14 protein-coding genes are annotated in these 15,446 nt (G+C 67.1%); 6 read left to right on the forward strand and 8 right to left on the reverse strand.

Going from position 1 to position 15,446, the window contains the following annotated elements; translation table 11 throughout:
- Positions 1 to 273 precede the first annotated feature (273 nt).
- A complete protein-coding gene (locus AC6JAM_RS09640; RefSeq protein ID WP_134164923.1) occupies positions 274 to 786 on the forward strand; it encodes a hypothetical protein in 513 nt (170 codons plus the stop codon).
- Positions 787 to 803: 17 nt separating this feature from the next.
- Here the strand turns inward: AC6JAM_RS09640 and AC6JAM_RS09645 are convergent, their stop codons facing one another.
- Positions 804 to 1,187 carry an RNA-binding S4 domain-containing protein gene (locus AC6JAM_RS09645; RefSeq protein ID WP_018771931.1) on the reverse strand — a complete coding sequence of 128 codons (384 nt, stop codon included), beginning with the start codon at positions 1,185 to 1,187 and terminating at the stop codon, positions 804 to 806.
- Positions 1,188 to 1,341: 154 nt separating this feature from the next.
- Here AC6JAM_RS09645 and AC6JAM_RS09650 point away from each other — a divergent pair, with 154 nt between their 5' ends.
- The gene (locus tag AC6JAM_RS09650; RefSeq protein ID WP_497934535.1) at positions 1,342 to 1,698 is read left to right on the forward strand and encodes a hypothetical protein; all 357 of its coding nucleotides are present in this window, start codon (positions 1,342 to 1,344) and stop codon (positions 1,696 to 1,698) included.
- A 40-nt stretch (positions 1,699 to 1,738) separates the two neighbouring features.
- On the opposite strand, the gene AC6JAM_RS09655 is transcribed toward AC6JAM_RS09650, so the two are convergent.
- The 4 genes from AC6JAM_RS09655 to AC6JAM_RS09670 all read right to left on the reverse strand — a co-directional run bounded on the left by AC6JAM_RS09655 (position 1,739) and on the right by AC6JAM_RS09670 (position 5,573).
- Positions 1,739 to 2,872: a sulfite oxidase gene (locus tag AC6JAM_RS09655; RefSeq protein ID WP_497934536.1), complete on the reverse strand. Its 1,134-nt coding sequence runs from the start codon at positions 2,870 to 2,872 to the stop codon at positions 1,739 to 1,741.
- Positions 2,873 to 2,978: 106 nt separating this feature from the next.
- The gene (locus AC6JAM_RS09660; RefSeq protein WP_497934537.1) at positions 2,979 to 3,854 is read right to left on the reverse strand and encodes an SDR family oxidoreductase; all 876 of its coding nucleotides are present in this window, start codon (positions 3,852 to 3,854) and stop codon (positions 2,979 to 2,981) included.
- Positions 3,855 to 4,859, reverse strand: coding sequence for an aldo/keto reductase family protein (locus AC6JAM_RS09665; RefSeq protein WP_018771927.1), 1,005 nt, complete (start codon positions 4,857 to 4,859; stop codon positions 3,855 to 3,857). It lies immediately after the preceding gene.
- Positions 4,860 to 4,913: 54 nt separating this feature from the next.
- The gene (locus AC6JAM_RS09670) at positions 4,914 to 5,573 is read right to left on the reverse strand and encodes a hypothetical protein (protein WP_497934538.1); all 660 of its coding nucleotides are present in this window, start codon (positions 5,571 to 5,573) and stop codon (positions 4,914 to 4,916) included.
- 162 nt (positions 5,574 to 5,735) lie between these two features.
- On the opposite strand from AC6JAM_RS09670, the gene AC6JAM_RS09675 reads away from it, so the two are divergent.
- The gene (locus tag AC6JAM_RS09675; protein WP_497934539.1) at positions 5,736 to 6,134 is read left to right on the forward strand and encodes a YchJ family protein; all 399 of its coding nucleotides are present in this window, start codon (positions 5,736 to 5,738) and stop codon (positions 6,132 to 6,134) included.
- Here AC6JAM_RS09675 and AC6JAM_RS09680 read toward each other — a convergent pair whose 3' ends face one another.
- The 3 genes from AC6JAM_RS09680 to AC6JAM_RS09690 all read right to left on the reverse strand — a co-directional run bounded on the left by AC6JAM_RS09680 (position 6,135) and on the right by AC6JAM_RS09690 (position 9,397).
- Positions 6,135 to 6,968 (reverse strand): TIGR04086 family membrane protein, encoded by an 834-nt coding sequence (locus tag AC6JAM_RS09680; RefSeq protein WP_134164926.1) that lies wholly within the window; start codon positions 6,966 to 6,968, stop codon positions 6,135 to 6,137.
- A gap of 64 nt (positions 6,969 to 7,032) precedes the next feature.
- Complete coding sequence (locus AC6JAM_RS09685) at positions 7,033 to 9,033, reverse strand: acyl-CoA dehydrogenase family protein (protein ID WP_497934540.1); 2,001 nt, start codon at positions 9,031 to 9,033, stop codon at positions 7,033 to 7,035.
- Between the two features lie 61 nt (positions 9,034 to 9,094).
- The gene (locus AC6JAM_RS09690; RefSeq protein WP_497934541.1) at positions 9,095 to 9,397 is read right to left on the reverse strand and encodes a hypothetical protein; all 303 of its coding nucleotides are present in this window, start codon (positions 9,395 to 9,397) and stop codon (positions 9,095 to 9,097) included.
- A gap of 269 nt (positions 9,398 to 9,666) precedes the next feature.
- On the opposite strand from AC6JAM_RS09690, the gene AC6JAM_RS09695 reads away from it, so the two are divergent.
- The 3 genes from AC6JAM_RS09695 to AC6JAM_RS09705 are packed head-to-tail and all read left to right on the forward strand — an operon-like array spanning position 9,667 to position 15,399.
- The gene (locus AC6JAM_RS09695; RefSeq protein ID WP_268002180.1) at positions 9,667 to 11,124 is read left to right on the forward strand and encodes a DUF3375 family protein; all 1,458 of its coding nucleotides are present in this window, start codon (positions 9,667 to 9,669) and stop codon (positions 11,122 to 11,124) included.
- A complete protein-coding gene (locus AC6JAM_RS09700; RefSeq protein WP_497934542.1) occupies positions 11,117 to 11,929 on the forward strand; it encodes a DUF4194 domain-containing protein in 813 nt (270 codons plus the stop codon). The genes AC6JAM_RS09695 and AC6JAM_RS09700 overlap by 8 nt, the downstream gene beginning before the upstream one ends.
- On the forward strand, positions 11,926 to 15,399 hold the full coding sequence (locus tag AC6JAM_RS09705; protein WP_497934543.1) for an ATP-binding protein: 3,474 nt from the start codon (positions 11,926 to 11,928) through the stop codon (positions 15,397 to 15,399). Before AC6JAM_RS09700 ends, AC6JAM_RS09705 begins: the two co-directional genes overlap by 4 nt.
- Positions 15,400 to 15,446: the final 47 nt, after the last annotated feature.

A 15,446-nucleotide genomic window follows, 5' to 3' on the forward strand; every position in this document is an offset into this window, starting at 1 on the left:
AGAAGCGAGCAGCTTCAAGACATCACCAATCGAAGGCGCAGCAGGCGGGAACGGAAGCCCATCCTTGACACCCGTAACAGCAAACGTGCGATGCGGCGGACCAGCAGCCAACAGCCCCCGAGGCTCCGCCCCAAGCACTGCCGCCATCCCACCAACCGCTTCCATGACCAAAGTCTTCCACCAGGGTCCGACAACGACAGCCACCCAAAAGCCCTATGTGGAAAACGGCAGGCTGCAACAGTGAGCGTCCGAGGACATGCTGTTCAATGGATTATGCAGTTCACCAGGAAGGGCCTGAAGGCCGAAGGTTTCGCTGGCTTCCGGCCCATCCAGGATCTCGAGACCATGAGGATCCCGCAGGCAACAGGCCTCTTCACCGTCGTGGCTCCGGAAGGTTTCCAGCCGCGCTTCCTCACGAAAAGCACAGCAGGAGTCTTCAAGAAGAAGGAACCGTCCCTCTCCGCCGCCGCTCTGACCGCCGAGTGGGTAGAGGGCGCCGTCGTTCTCTATGTCGGAAAGGCCGGGCCGGGAAGCAAAGGTAACCGGGGGCTGCGACGTCAGATCCAGGAGTTTGTGGACTTCGGGCAAGGAAAGCCCCCCGGGCACTGGGATGGGCGGGCGATCTGGCAGCTGGCCAATGCTGGATCACTGGCCATTGCGTGGAAAGAACTCCCGGCGGAACAACTGAATGACGCAGAAGCGGCCTGCCATTCAGCTTTCGTGGCGGAATTCGGCCGGTTGCCGTTCGCTAACCTCGTGCAGGCGCGCACCAAGTCTGGCGGTTGACCTTTGCAGCACGCTCCTCACGCAGGGCCGCGCAAACGCTCCATCTCGCGACGGTCCTTCTTGGTGGGCCGCCCGGCGCCCCGGTCCCGTTGCGGCAGGCCAAGTGCCGGCAGGACTGGCCGCGGGGGAGTGTGGTCGGTAAAGCAGTGCGATGCCGCCTCGGCTCCCACACGTTTGGCGATCAGCCGCCGAACCTCCAGGATGCGCTCGTATCCCGGCATGCGGACGGTCACGGTATCACCGGTGACGAGGGTGGCTGATGCCTTGGAAGGGCTGCCGTTGAGGCGGACATGCCCGGCGCGGCAGGCTGCCGTGGCGGCGGACCGCGTCTTATAGGCGCGAATGGCCCACAGCCAGGCATCGATTCGGACACTGGCGGGGGAGGAGGGGAGGCTGGTCATGGTTGGCACCGAGTATAGCCGCGGCCGCGTCGTGCCGTCCCGCGCCTCGTGCAAGACTTGGAGCACCTGCCAGGAAGAGAGAAACGTGGAGCCCTACCGCCCTCACCAGCACCAGGACCCCAGAGCCTGTCCGGATTCATCACAAAGGCCTGCGTTGCCTGCATGGGCGGGGACGTTCCGGACGGTCCTGCTGGTCCTGGCCGCGATTTTGTTGCTGCTTCTGCTGCTCCTGCTCATGATGGGCACGTCAAGAGCCGGGGACATGTATGCCGGCGGCACTTCGGCAGTCCTGCAGGCGACCATCTGGATTGGATTGGCGCTGCCCGCCCTGGGCGTCCCGTACGTGGTGGCCAGCATTGCCTACGGAGCCTTGTGGACGGCAAGGCTGCGGGGCAGGGGCTACCGCCGCTACCGGGCCACGACGTGGATGCTTGTGGCAGGGCCGATTGTTGTGGGACTCTCCATCACGGCCCTGGTCGCGCTGGTCATGGCACCGGCCAGCCTGCTGTGATGCCCGGTAACCCTGACCGGCCGTACCCTTGCACGCAGGACTAATTTGACTCCACCGTCACGCTGACCCGCTGCACCATGTTGTTGCCCATCCCCTGGTAGTTCCAGTTCTGCTCCAGGGGCTGGGTGGCACCAGTGACGTCCGTGGCGCGGCAGGCCAGGACGTGCTCGCCGGGGTCGGCCACCCAGGGCAGGCTCCACCTCCGCCACGCGAATCCGCCGGACGGCTTGTCCAGATGGGCCGGCAGCCAGGTGCCGTCAATCCCCACCTCGACGGCGGTCACGGCGCCTTCCCCTGACCAGGCCCTGCCTTCCAGCATGACCGGGCCCGGGCGAAGGAACCGTTGCCGGGTGAAGAAGTCCGGAACGCCCGGCGGAACCATCAACGAACGCACCCTGATCCGCGTGACCGGCCTGCCGGCGTCGTCCGCGGAACTCTGGTAGCGGTAGGCGGACTGCTGCTGGAACCCGGTGAACGGCGCCCGGACCACGTCGATGGACTGCAGCCACTTCACGCTGGCCATGCCGTACCAGCCCGGCACCACCAGCCGCAGCGGGTACCCATGCTGCGGCGGAAGGTCGGTGCCGTTCATCTTGTAGGCAAGAACGACGTCGGGACGCAGCGCTTCACGGATCGGCAGGCTCCGCGCGTACTGCTGGGGGACGCCGCCCTGAACCCCGGCATCGGCTCCGGTGAAGACCACCTCCACCGCGTCCGGCAGCACCCCCGCCTTGCCCAGGAGGTACGCCAGCGGCACCCCGGTCCAGTGCGCCGTGCCCACCGCCTCCAGCACCCAGGGCTGGCTCAGGGGCCGCGGTTCCAGGAGCGAGCGGCCGTTGCCCGCGCACTCGAGGGTGACCGGGACGGTGATGGCCGGATCCCTGCGAAGTGCCGCCATTCCCAGCTCCAGGGCACGTTCCACTGCGCCGCCGATCCGCAGATGCCAGGACGAAGCATCAAGGTCTGGAATGTCGAAGTGGGTCAACACGTAGTGAAGCCCCGGCGGCGTGACGTCGCGGCGGAGCGCCTCCAGCGGCAAGGAATGGTTCCGGGCGGCGAGCTGCAGCTCCTCACGCGTCAGTGGACCTGACACGGGCTGCGCGGCCGGGGACAGTACCGGCGCCTGCCCTGCCGCCGGCTCCTGGCCAATGGACTGCTGGTTGCTGTGATTCATGGCGGTGCGATTCTGCTTGGCGTAGTAACCCTGCTTGGCGGAGTAAAAGGTCCCCGCCACAGGTCTACGCCGGGTCCACCCGCCCGTCAACGCATAAAACAGCCCGCTACAGCACCGGCCGCGTCAGGAACTCGGCAAGGCTCATGGGGTCCTGGCCGGTCAGCCCATGGACGTCCGGCGAGAGCCCCGCCATCTCACCGGCGGCCATCGCCGTGTAGGTGCTGACCCAGGCGTCCAGCTGCCACTGCGGCACACCGTAGGAGGCCCGGGACGCATAGGCTACCTCCACCGTCTCGGGGTGGTAGCTGATGGTGCGCCCGGTCCCGGTGCTCAGCACCTCCGCCGCCTGTGCCAGGGTCAGTTCCTCCGGACCGGTCAGGTCATAGGTCTTGCCCTTGTGGATGGCCGGATCCCGCAGGACCGCATGGGCGCAGCGGGCAACATCCTCCCGGGCCACGCCCGAGAACACGCCGTCGCCGGCAGGCCCGCGGATCACGCCGTCCTCCCCGGCCAGCAGCGGCAGGAAGTCGAGGTAGAAGTTGTCCCGCAGGAAGGTGTATTGCATCCCGGACGCCCTGATCCGCTCCTCCGTGGCGTGATGGTCCCTGGCCAGGGTGAAGGTGGCGTCCGGCGCGGCACGGTAAAAGGACGTGTACACCACGTGCTCCACTCCGGCATCAGCAGCGGCGTCCACAAATGCGTAGTGCTGCTGCAGCCTGTCTTCGGCCTCCGCGGCGGACACCATGAAGAGGATTTTCGCCCCCTCCAGGGCGCGCCGGGAGGCAGCGCCGTCCCCGTAGGAACACACCACGGGATGAGCGTCATCCAGCTGTGGCGCCCGTGTGGCATCGCGCACCAGCAGGCGCTGGGCGAAGCCGGAGGCGGCAAGCTGCCGCGCCAGCATTCCGCCCAGGCCTCCGGTGGCCCCGGTGACCGCAAGCTCCGGGAGCTCTGACGGGGACAGTTCCGACGGGGACGCCACTTACGCTTCCCGCGTGGCCGGCGACTTGGTCTGTGCGGGGTCCCTTTCAGCAAGGCCACCGACGGCGTCGTCGATCTTCTTGAGGACCTCCGCCTCCAGCTTCACGCCGGCTGCGCCCACGCTGTCGGCAATCTGCTCGGGCCGCGAGGCACCCACGATGGCTGACGCAACGTTGGGGTTCTGCAGCACCCATGCCACAGCCAGCTGCGGCATGGAGAGGCCCGCTTCCTGGGCGATCGGCTTCAGTTCCTGCACGGCTGCCAGGACGTCGTCGCGCATCCAGCGCTGGATCATCTTGGCGCCGCCCTTTTCATCCGTGGCGCGGCTGCCCTCCGGAGCGGGCTGGCCGGGCTGGTACTTGCCGCTGAGGACGCCCTGGGCCATGGGCGACCAGACAATCTGGGAGACCCCCAGTTCCTCCGACGCCGGGACCACCTCGGCTTCGATCACGCGCCACAGCATGGAGTACTGCGGCTGGTTGGAGATGAGCTGGAAGCCAAGCTCTTTGGACAGTTTGTGGCCCTCCCGGAGCTGGTCCGCGGTCCACTCGCTCACGCCGATGTACAGCGCCTTGCCCTGCCGGACGATGTCCGCGAAGGCCTGCATGGTTTCTTCCAGCGGCGTTTCGAAGTCATAGCGGTGGGCCTGGTAGAGGTCCACGTAGTCCGTTTGCAGCCTCCGCAGCGAGCCATTGATGGACTCCATGATGTGTTTGCGGGACAGGCCAAGATCGTTCTTGCCCTTGGGTCCGGTGGGGCCAAAGACTTTGGTGAAGATTTCCAGGGACTCGCGGCGCTCGTCCTTCAGGGCCTGGCCCAGGACGGTTTCCGCGGCTGTGTTGGCGTAGACGTCGGCGGTATCGAAGGTGCTGATGCCGGCGTCGAGGGCAGCCCGCACGCACTGGGTGGCAACGTCGTTTTCCACCTGCGAGCCGTGCGTCAGCCAGTTGCCGAACGTGATTTCCGAGACTTTGAAGCCGCTGTTTCCGAGGTATCTGAATTCCATATGTTCACGCTAACCCAGATGGTTGCTCAGGGTAAGGGCTTGGCCGTTTCTCCCTTACGGCTGGGGGCGCGGATCCTGCGCCTTCTCCTTGAGCACCTGCTGCGGGCCGGCTATGGAAACCAGGGACCCGGTATCCAGCGGCGGTACCGGATGAGGCGGCTGGGGCTTCTTGAAGGACCTGGGCAGCTCATGCGGCGGCCGGTGGTTGTGCAGGGCGGACTCCACCAGCGGGGCGACCTCGGACACCTTGTCGGCAGGGACGGCCGGGTCTGGAAGGTCCCGTACCGACAGTTTGATTTCGGGCGCCGCGGCGCGCGTCCTGGCCTGGGCGCGCTTGTCGGCCTCGGCGACCGCGGAGGCCCAGTCCTCAGCGAGGACCGGGGGTTCATGGCGGGCGGCGGCAAGCTTGGGATGGCGTTCGACGGCGGTGCGGAGCGACTTTTTCAGCCGGTCCGGCTTGAGTGCGGAGGCCCGAGCCCGGAGCGGCCTGCGGGCTTGGTCCGGATTCACGGGGGCGCCGGCGGTACCGGGAGAATCCCTCCTGCCGGGAACGCGCCCGAACAAGGCCATCAGCACAAGGGCGGCAAACCGGCCCAGGCCCGCGAGCACCAAGGTGATAACGCCCAGCAGGAAGAGGACCAGAAACATAAGGAGGGCAACGCCCACCGTGCCCAGGAATGTCAGGTTGAGGACGAGAGTGTCCGGGTTCTCCACGTCTTCTCTCCTCTCCAATCAACATCCTGGGCCGCCCCGGCACTCACGGCCGGCGGCAGGCTCCTTCTCCACCATACGGATTTTTATCAGGCGATGCCGCCGCCTGCCCGGCACGGTTCGAGGTTGTAGCGAAGCTGTTACCGGATATGGCAGCATCACCGGATGACCGAATCGATGGAGTCCGCGAACTGCACGTGCCTGTCCGGGGAGCCGTACGCCGAATGTTGCGGCAGGTTCCTTTCCGGCCGCGCATCTGCAGCCACTGCCGAACAGCTGATGCGGTCACGCTATAGTGCGTTCGTCCGGCTGGATGAGGACTACCTGCTGCGCACCCACCATCCGTCCACCGCACCGGCCAGCCTGGACCTGGACACGGCCATGGAATGGCGCCGCCTGGACATTGTGTCCACCAGCAACGGCGGTCCCTTCGATACCGAAGGGACCGTCGAATTCAAGGCCTACTACCGGCAGAACCGGGAACGCGGGGTCCTGCACGAGAACAGCAGGTTTGTCCGGGAGGATGGCCGGTGGCTGTATGTGGACGGTGACATCCTCGCCTGACTACTCCCCGTCGTCGTAAAACTCGCTGTCCGGGGTGAAGCCGGCGCGGTCGACCTTCCGGTGGAACCGCATGCCCGCCAGGCCGCCCAGCAGCGCGCCGACAAGGGCGACTACCGCCACCACGATCGCGGCGATGATGCTGGTGGTGGTCAGCTGCCCCTCGTTGATTGGGATCCGCGGGAAGCTGTTCAGGTTGGCCAGGACGTTGAACTGTTGCCCGGCCACCAGGCCCAGGATGGCCACCACAACGGCTGCGATCAGCGCCCAGATCCAGACCATGAGTCCCTGCTTGAGGCCGTTGAAGCGGGCCATCCGCCCGGCCACGTAGCCGCCGCAGTAGTAGGAGAGGAAGAGGATCACCAGCAGCACGATGATGCCCACCAGGCCAACCGTGCCGCTGTTCTGCGCCGCCTGGTTCACGGCCTCGTTGACGTCGGTGTTGCTGGCCAGGCCCACGGCGGTTCCGGCGGCTGCCACCAGTGCGGTGAGGAGCACGGCCATCCCGGTGGCGGTCAGCCAGCCGAAGAAGGCCGAGCCCACTTTGATGCCGCCAAACCGCTCCTTCTGGCGCGCGACGGCGGTTTCCCGGTTCGCAAGCGTTGGGTCTGCCACCGGTTCCACCACGGGTGTGGCCCTGGTGGGGGCAGGCTGGTATTCGCGCTCCGCGGCGGGGGCGCGGGTGTAGTCCCGCTCCCGCTGGCCGGCCGGCGCCTGGTCCATCGAGCGCGTGGCGGCATCGTCTGCGGCTGCCTCCCGGTAGCTTCCGCTGCGGGTGGTTTCGTCCTCCCGGGCACGCCGGGGAGGCAGGTTCTCTGGTTCCGTTGAGCTGCTCATGGCTCAACTCAACCACCCGCCCCGGGTGATAGCAAGCGTGCTTACTATTTTGTGACCTGCGGCTTTACCGGTATTTCCGGTGCAGGTCCTCCTTCCTGGATGGGCCCGGCGAGGCATCGGCGATCCACGGGCCGGTGCCTTCGGACTGGTCCAGGACCCCTGCCTCAAGCCATAGGTAGTCACCGGCGAGGACCTTCCGCGTCAACGCCCGGTCGGCATCGTCGGTGTTCCGCCACAGCTGGTCGAAGTACTCGTCCACCCGCACCCTGGCCTGCTCGCAGTAGGCGTCGGCAAGCTCGTAGGCGCCGGCAGCCTTTTCCGGGGCGGTTTTCAGCAGCATCTCTGCACGGGAGCAGCATGCAGTCATGGCGAACAGTTCGGCGCCGATATCCACCACTCGGCCCAGGAACGCCTGCTTCCGCTCCAGCTTGGCCTGCCACCGGCCCATGCCATAGAAGGTCTGCCGGGCCAGCCGGCGCGACGACCGTTCAACGAACCGGAGGTGTTTGGCCAGCCTGCCGAACTCCCCGTAGGAGCGGGGGTCCATGCCGGCGCCGGCCACCAGCTTGGGCAGCCACTTTGCATAGAAGCCGGAGGCGCCGACGGCGGCCTTCGCTTTGTCCGCCATGCTCGCATCCAGCGAAGCAAGGTCGCCGGCGGCAGCCAGGTGCGCATCCACCGCCTCGCGCGCAATCAGCAGCCGCATGATTTCGGAGGACCCCTCGAAGATCCGGTTGATCCGCATGTCCCGCAGCTGCTGCTCCGCCGCTACGGCACGTTCACCGCGCGCGGCCAGTGATTCAGCGGTCTCAAACCCCCGTCCGCCGCGGATCTGGACCAGTTCGTCCGCGATCCGGCAGCTGATTTCCGTGGCCCAGAGCTTTGCGAGCGCGGCCTCGATCCGGACATCCTTCTGCCCGGCATCGGCAAGTTCTGCGGAGAGTTCGAACACGGCATCCAGGGCAAAAGCCGTGGCCGCGATGAAGGCGATCTTCTTGCCGACTGCCTCATGTTCACCCACGGGCCTGCCCCACTGGGTGCGGGCGTTGGACCATTCACGGGCAATCTTCAGGCTCCAGCGCCCGGACGCCACGCACAGCGCCGGAAGCGCCAGGCGGCCGGTGTTGAGCGTGGTCAGCGCGATCTTCAGTCCCTGGCCCTCCCGGCCCAGCCGGTTGGCGGCCGGCACCCGCACCTGGTGGAACCGGGTAACCCCGTTCTCGATGCCGCGCAGGCCCATGAAGGCATTGCGGTTTTCCACCGTGATGCCCGGCGAGTCCATTTCCACCACGAACGCGCTGATGCCGCCCTTGTGCCTGGTGCCGTCCGGATCGGTGTGCGCCGGGACAACTGCCATGACCACCACCAGTTCCGCGATCACCCCGTTGGTGGTCCAAAGTTTCACGCCGTCCAAAAGGTACGCGTCGCCGTCGTCCGTGGGAGTTGCCGTGCTGCCCAGCCGGGCGGGATCGCTGCCCACGTCCGGTTCGGTGAGGAGGAAAGCAGTGACGGCGCCGGCAGCGCACCGCGGCAGGTACTCACGCTTCTGTTCGGGCGTGCCGAACACCTTGACCGGCTCGGGCACGCCGATGGACTGATGGGCGGAGATGAGGGCGCCCAGGCTGGGGTGCACGCTGCCCAGCAGGGCAAGGGCCCTGCCGTAATAGACCAGGGAGAGGCCCAGGCCGCCGTATTCCTCCGGGATTTTCATCCCGAAGACGCCCAGGGCAGCCAGGTCCTTGATGTATTCGTCCGGAATCTTCGCTTCCCGTTCAATGACCCGCCCGGACATGGTTTTGGCGAACTCCGTGAGGCGGGCCATGAATGCCCCGCCCTTGTCCACGGAAGCGGGGTCGGCAGCCGGCCAGGGATGGACCAGGCCCAGGTCGAAACTGCCCAAATAGAGGCCCTTGGCGAAGCTGGGACGGTCCCAGTCGGATTCACGGGCGGCTTCGGCAACGGCCCGGGCATCTTCGGCGGTGGCTCCGGCGCCGATGTTGCCGGCGGGGACGGGGGTTTCTTCAGCCGGGGCGTCTTTGGCCTGGCTGTCAGTTGCGGAGGTCATGGGTTATCTCCTTGGCCGGAATGGCCGGTGTAGCCATGGATCCGCCGGGTTGGAGAACCCTTCAGCTGTCCCTCAAGATTACCCGCGGGTAGGTTCCGGTGCTAGGGGATGGCTGCGCCTGGAAATCGCCGGGCAGTTCCACGGTGGAGGCCCGGTGGACCAGCCGGTCCCAGCCGGAGTTGATCCCGTGGACCACCGCCAGGAGCGTATTGGCCACCACCATCCAGGTGAGCTTGCCCACCCCCAGCAGCACCAGGGCAACCAGCCCCACCGAGAGGACGAATGCGGCCAGGACTGCGCCGAACACCAGCGTCCCGATGAAGACCAAGGTGGCTGTTTCCACTGAGCTTAGATCGAACTGCATGAATCCCCCTGCTGCGACGTTGCTTTGCATAAGACTGCGGTGGCGAAGACCAGTAGCAGAAGCGTAGGGGGACAGCTGCGCGGCCAGCCAGACCCGGCACGGGCGGGGGAGCCTGTTGATATGGGATCGAAATGCTACCGGCAGGTAGGTCACGGAGCGGTCGCGGCGGCTGCGTTAACCTTGTAGTTGGCAGTTTTCCGGTTCGTCCCCTGCGTGCCGCCCCTGCCCGGTCCCCGTTCAGCCCCCGTTCAACAGTCCAAGGAGAGTGCGTGCCCCGCTCCGCCAGGTCATCCGCTGACGCCATCAGCGCCCGGCTCCGGGACCTCGAACTCCTCACCAAGGGGCCCGCGTGGGCACTGACGCGTTCGGCGCCCTGGGTGATCGCCGTGCTCCAGGCTTCCTTCACCCGCACCCGGCCGCAGGTGCCGCTCGAGGAATTCCATGCCGACGTCGACTCCTTCCTTGAGGAGCTCCGGCGCCAGGATCCGGGCCTGGGCGGAGGGGCCAGCGGAAAGGCGTTCGGGGATGAGTGGACCCGGCGGCAGTTCCTGACCCGGCGGAACCAGTCAGGCCAGATCGTCTACGAGGCCACCGAGCCTGCAGCACGCGTGCTCGCCTTCCTTGACAGCCTTTCCAGCGAGCGGTCCACGTTGAACGGTTCCCGGCTGGGCACCCTGCTGGGGGACGTGGAAAAGCTCGCCAACGAGACCAACCCGGACCAAAGTGCGCGCCTCGAAGCCCTGGAAGAGGAAATCGAAGAGCGGCAGCAGCTGATCCAGGACATCAGCACGGGCGACTTCGACGGCCTGCTTGACGACGACGAGGCCGTGGAGGCCGCCGGAAACATCCTGGACCTGGCCGCCAGTTTGCCCGCGGACTACAAAAAGATGCGCGACCGGATCGAGGAACTGGTGGGCGGACTGCGCAACCAGATCATCGAGGAGTCGCTGACCAAGGGCGCCACCATGGCCCAGGTCCTGGAGGCGGACAAGCGGCTCCGCCAAAGCCCGGAGGGCAGGACGTTCCGGTCCTTTACCGCCTTCCTGGAGGACCCGCAGCAGCAATTGCGGTTCCGGTCCGCGATTGGGGAGGTCCTGAGCCGCCAGTTCGCGGATGACCTGTCACCTGACGACCGGGAGACACTGAAGAACCTGGTGGCCGAGCTCCGGCAGCAGCACAGCCAGATCCAGCGCATCTACGGCAAGCTCAGCGAAAGCCTGAACACGTACGTCCAGAGCGACGACTTCCGCCAGTCGGTCCGGCTCCGGAAGGTCCTGCGTGAGGCAGAACAGGCCATCCGTTCACTCCCGTACGAGCGTGAACGGCCCGGCCTGGTTCCCGGCCCCGTCCTGTACAACGCAGGGTTTGAGTCACTGTCCATGGTGAAGCTCTTCGACCCCGACGAGTTCGCGGCACCACCCAGGCTGGCCGATCCCATCGCGTTTACCGACTCGGACCGGGTGCGCTCGCCGCGGACGGGCAAGGCCAGGCCCGACGTCGTCCGGTCCGCCATGGCTGGGGCTGCCACGCTCGCCGACGCCTGGCAGCAGCTGCCGCCAGAAGAGCAGCACATCAACACCATCCGCGCGCTGCTGTCCGAGGCCCTGCACGCCGGGGCCGACTTCAACCGCAGCGCCTGGGATGGCCTGGACTTCGAACAGATAGACGGCTCCACCCGCAGGGCCTACCTGCCCGTGGTTACGCTCGCAAAGGATCCACATGACTGAAGTTTCAAACACTGAGGGCCCAGAGCTGATCGAAGACCAGCCGCGCGGCGAAGGGGCGGGGGCGGCACCGGGCGTTGAGCGCCCCTTCGCAGTGTCCCCGCGCGATACCTTCGTCGACGGCGCTGCCCTGTTCCCCGGCGATACCGGCGTCCTGTCCATGAAAGTGCGCCAGGCCCTGGTGAAGCTGTTGAAGGGCCCGTACATCGACGGCGGCCGGGACGAAAAGCTCTGGACGGTACTGCTGGACAACCAGGTGATCCTGCGCAGCCGCCTGTCCGAGCTGTTCCTGACCCTGCAGCTGGACCACGAGCGGAAAATCGCGGTCCTTCGCCCCGTGGACCCGGACGTCATCGGCGGCAGCGCCCGGTCCAGCATCCTGCGCCAGCAGCGTGCCCTCAGCCGGGTGGAAACCATTGTGCTGCTCCGGCTCCGCCTGCTGCTGGACCGGCACGTCACGGCCCAGACCGACCCCACCATCACCCGCGAGGAGATCACGGACCTGGTGGCGCACTACCAGCCCGCCGGCCAGCAGGACGCCCTGCGCGACTCCGATGTGGTCACCCGTGCCATCACCAAGCTCCTGGCCCGCCAGCTCCTGCTCCCCACCGGACTGGACGACGTCTACACCATCTCCAACGCCATGCCCCTGGCCCTGCCGTTCGAAAACGTCGGCGACATCCCGGCCCACATCGAAGCCCTCGTAGCCGCCTCGGCTGACCAATCAGGAACGGAGCCGCTCCTGGACCTGGAGGACACAGCCGCCGCGGAGACGAACGGAACCACGTCCGAGGAGGATGACCAGTGACCATCGCAAGCATGCTCCCGCTGGGGGATGTCACCAACCCGGGCCAGATGCGGCTTGCGTTGGTGCAGGTGGTCAACTGGGGGACGTTCCATGGAGCGCACACCATGCACGTTGACCGGGACGGAACCCTGCTGACCGGTAACTCGGGCGTGGGTAAATCCACGCTGTTCGACGCGATGCTGCGGGTCTTCGATGCGCGGCCGCGGTCCAACGAGGCGGCGGCGCAGCGGTCGGGCGGTGCCGTGGAGGACAAGCGGACCACCTTCACGTACATGCGCGGCAAGGTGGGGGACAAGGCGGTGGGGGAGGGCTCGGCGAGTGCGTTCCAGCGCCCGGGTGCCACCTGGTCCGCCGTCGCCCTGACCTTCGACAACGCCGCCGGGACGCGGGTGACGGTGTCGGCGCTGTTCGACCTGCCCAAGAACGGCACGGAGTCCAGCGTGGGCCGGTTCTACCTGATCGACAACGTGCCCCTGGACCTTGAGGCGGTTGAGGGCATCGCCGACAAACGGTTCACCAAGGGCGCGCTTGAGGCGATCTTCCCGCACGCCCAGGTCTTCGACGTGCACAAGGCGTTCGCGGAGCGGTTCCGCCGGCTGCTGGGGATCAACTCGGACCAGGCCCTGCCCCTGCTGCGCGTCATCCAGGCCGGCAAGGGCCTGGGCGGCAGCGTCAACACCTTCTTCCGCGACCAGGTGCTGGATGCCCCGGCAACCCTTGCCGCCGCCGATGACGTGGTGGAGGAGTTCAGCAACCTGATGTCCATCCGCCAGCGGCTGGAGGATGTCCGGCAGCAGCGCGACCAGCTGGCGCCGGTGCCGGGACTGAACCGCGAATATGCGCAGTCGCTGCTGGACGCGAACCGGCTGCGGGAGCTGGTGGGTGGGGAGTTCGAGGCGTACAGGCAGCAGCTCGCCGTCACCGTGCACCAGAAGACGCTGGTCCGTTTCCGCGAGCTGGCGCAGGCGAAGGCGAAGGAACTCGGCGCCGAGCGTGCGGTCCGCGACAACCTGGCCAAGGAACTGCGGCAGCTGGAAACCGAGTACAACAACCAGGGCGGCAACGCGATTTCCGCGATTGAGCAGTCGCTGGAGAACGCCCGGGTTGGCCTGAAGCTGCGGCGCCAGGTGGAGGAGGCGGCGCAGCAGGCATTGGCCGACGCCGGGCTGCAGCTTGAGTGGAGCGCGGCCGGCTGGGAGCAGGCACACGAGCAGGCGGCGGCACGGTCGGCCGAGCTGAAGGATGATTCGCAGGCCCTGCAGGAGCTGCGGTTCGAGGCCTTCGACGCCCACGCCAGCCGCAAGCGGGAGCTGGCGGCTGCCGAGCAGGAACTCGTGTCGTTGAAGACGCGCAAGTCCCTGCTGCCGCCGTCGAGCATTGAAAACCGTGCCGCCATCGCCGCTGCCACCGGTATTGCGGAAGACCGCATGCCCTTTGCCGGCGAGCTCATGGACCTCGCAGACGGCGAGGAACGGTGGCGCCCCGCTGCCGAGCGTGCGCTCCGCAGCCTGGCCACCACCCTGCTGGTGCCCGGTGAGCACTTCGGCGCCGTCACCCGCTACCTGAATGACCACAACGTCCGCGGCGCGCTGCGGGCAGTGGACGTCTCCAAGCCGCTCGCCGGCGGCGCGCTCGCTGTGGAGGACGTGCGCGACGGCGACCTGCTCACCAAGCTGGATATCCTCGAGTCCGGCGCGGCGGCCGAAGCCGGCGGGTGGGTCCGTGAGCGCATCACGCTGGACTTTGCCTACCCCTGCGTGGAGGACCCGGACGAGCTGGCAGCCCTGGACAAGGGCCTGAGCCTGGGCGGCGTGGTCAAGCGGAACCGCCACACGGTGGAGAAGGACGACCGCTTCACCAGCCGCCAGGACTACGTCCTGGGCTTCGACAATGCCGCCAAGCTGGAACTCGTGGCCGGCCAGGTGGAGGACCTCCGGCAGGAAGTGGCCAAGGCCGCCGAACTGGCGCAGAGCCGCGAGGACTCGCACCAGGGCATGAGCCGCCAGCTCGACGCCCTGCGCCGGATTGCCGAAGACGACCGGCCCTGGCAACAGGTGTCCGCGGCCGTTGCTGCCGATGAGCTCACCAGGATCGAGCAGCGGCTCAAGGACGCACTTGCCGCGCAGGCGGACCTGGAGCCCCTGCGCGCCACCATCGAGGAGGTCCGGAAAAAGCACCAGACCAGCACCGAGTCCGCGGCCGTCCTGCAAAGCGAATACAAGGCATTGGACCGCCAGCTCACGGCTGCGGATTCACTGCTGGAAGCGGCGCGTGACCGCCTGGCCCAGGCGCCGCCGTCGGACGCTACCGTGACGGCGCTGGAACCGTACTTTGCGGAATTCGGCGACGTTACCGAAATGCACGAGCTGGACAACCTTGCCAACCGCGTCCGGACCACCCTGCTGGGCGAACTGCACACTGCTGAATCACGGGGGCAAGGGACAGCCGAGCGGCTCACCCGGATTTTCGAAGGCTTCGTCCGGGAGTGGGGCAGCGCCATTTCGGCGGACCACGGCACCAGCATCGGCGCGGCCAGCGAATTCGAAGCCCGCTACCATGCCATCGTCAACGACGGCCTGCCGGCGCAGGAGGCGGAGTTCCGGCAGTTCTTCAACCAGCGCACGCACGAATCCTTCAGCACCCTGCTGCACCTGCTGGACGAGGAACGCCGCTCCATCACCAGCCGCATCCTGCCCCTCAACGGCATCCTCTCCCAGGTGAACTTCCATGAGGGCAGTTACTTGGAGCTGGATATCAAGCAGACGCTGCCGCCCACTGCCAAGCAGTTCAAGGACGCCATCCAGAACGCCTTGAAGGCCCGCCACGCTCGGCCGGCCAGGACGGACGCCGCCAGGGGGGAGGGGCCGGACGTTGACGACGCCGAGCTCACCGCGCGCTACAAGTCCCTGGAGACCCTGGTCAAGAGGCTTGGCTCGCAGGCGCCGGAAGACCGGCGGTGGCGGGCGGAGGTGCTCGACGTCCGCGGCCACCTGTTCATCCAGTGCAAGGAGCACCGGGAAGTGACCGGCCCGGCGGCTGGCAAAAAGAAGGGCGGCGGCACGAAGACCGAGGTCTTCATGCACGCAGACACCGGTTCCATGTCCGGCGGCGAGCGGCAGCGGTTCACCGCGTTCATCATGGCCGCGGCCCTGAGCTACCAGCTGGGGATCGCCGAGCAGGGCTTCACCACCTACGGCACCGTGATGATGGACGAAGCGTTCGTGCTCGCCTCCGAGGAATTCGCCGGCGCCGGCATCAAGGCCCTCCACGAATTCGGGTTCCAGCTGCTGCTGGCCGCCCCGGAAAACGTCATCGATCTGTCCCGGCACCTGGGCTCCGTCACCGAGATCCTCCGTGACCGCCGCACCAACCGCTCCGGCGTCCTCACGGCCCCGGTGATCCGGCCGCGTCCGGGGGAGGAAGGAGCCTGGCGCTCCGAGGCAAACCCGGTGGATATCGTCCTGCGTTGAAACCGGATCCAGCAATATAACAAATTGATGGATTTATCGCTCCGGCC

The organism is Arthrobacter sp. GmRoot5-12 (genome assembly GCF_059739365.1).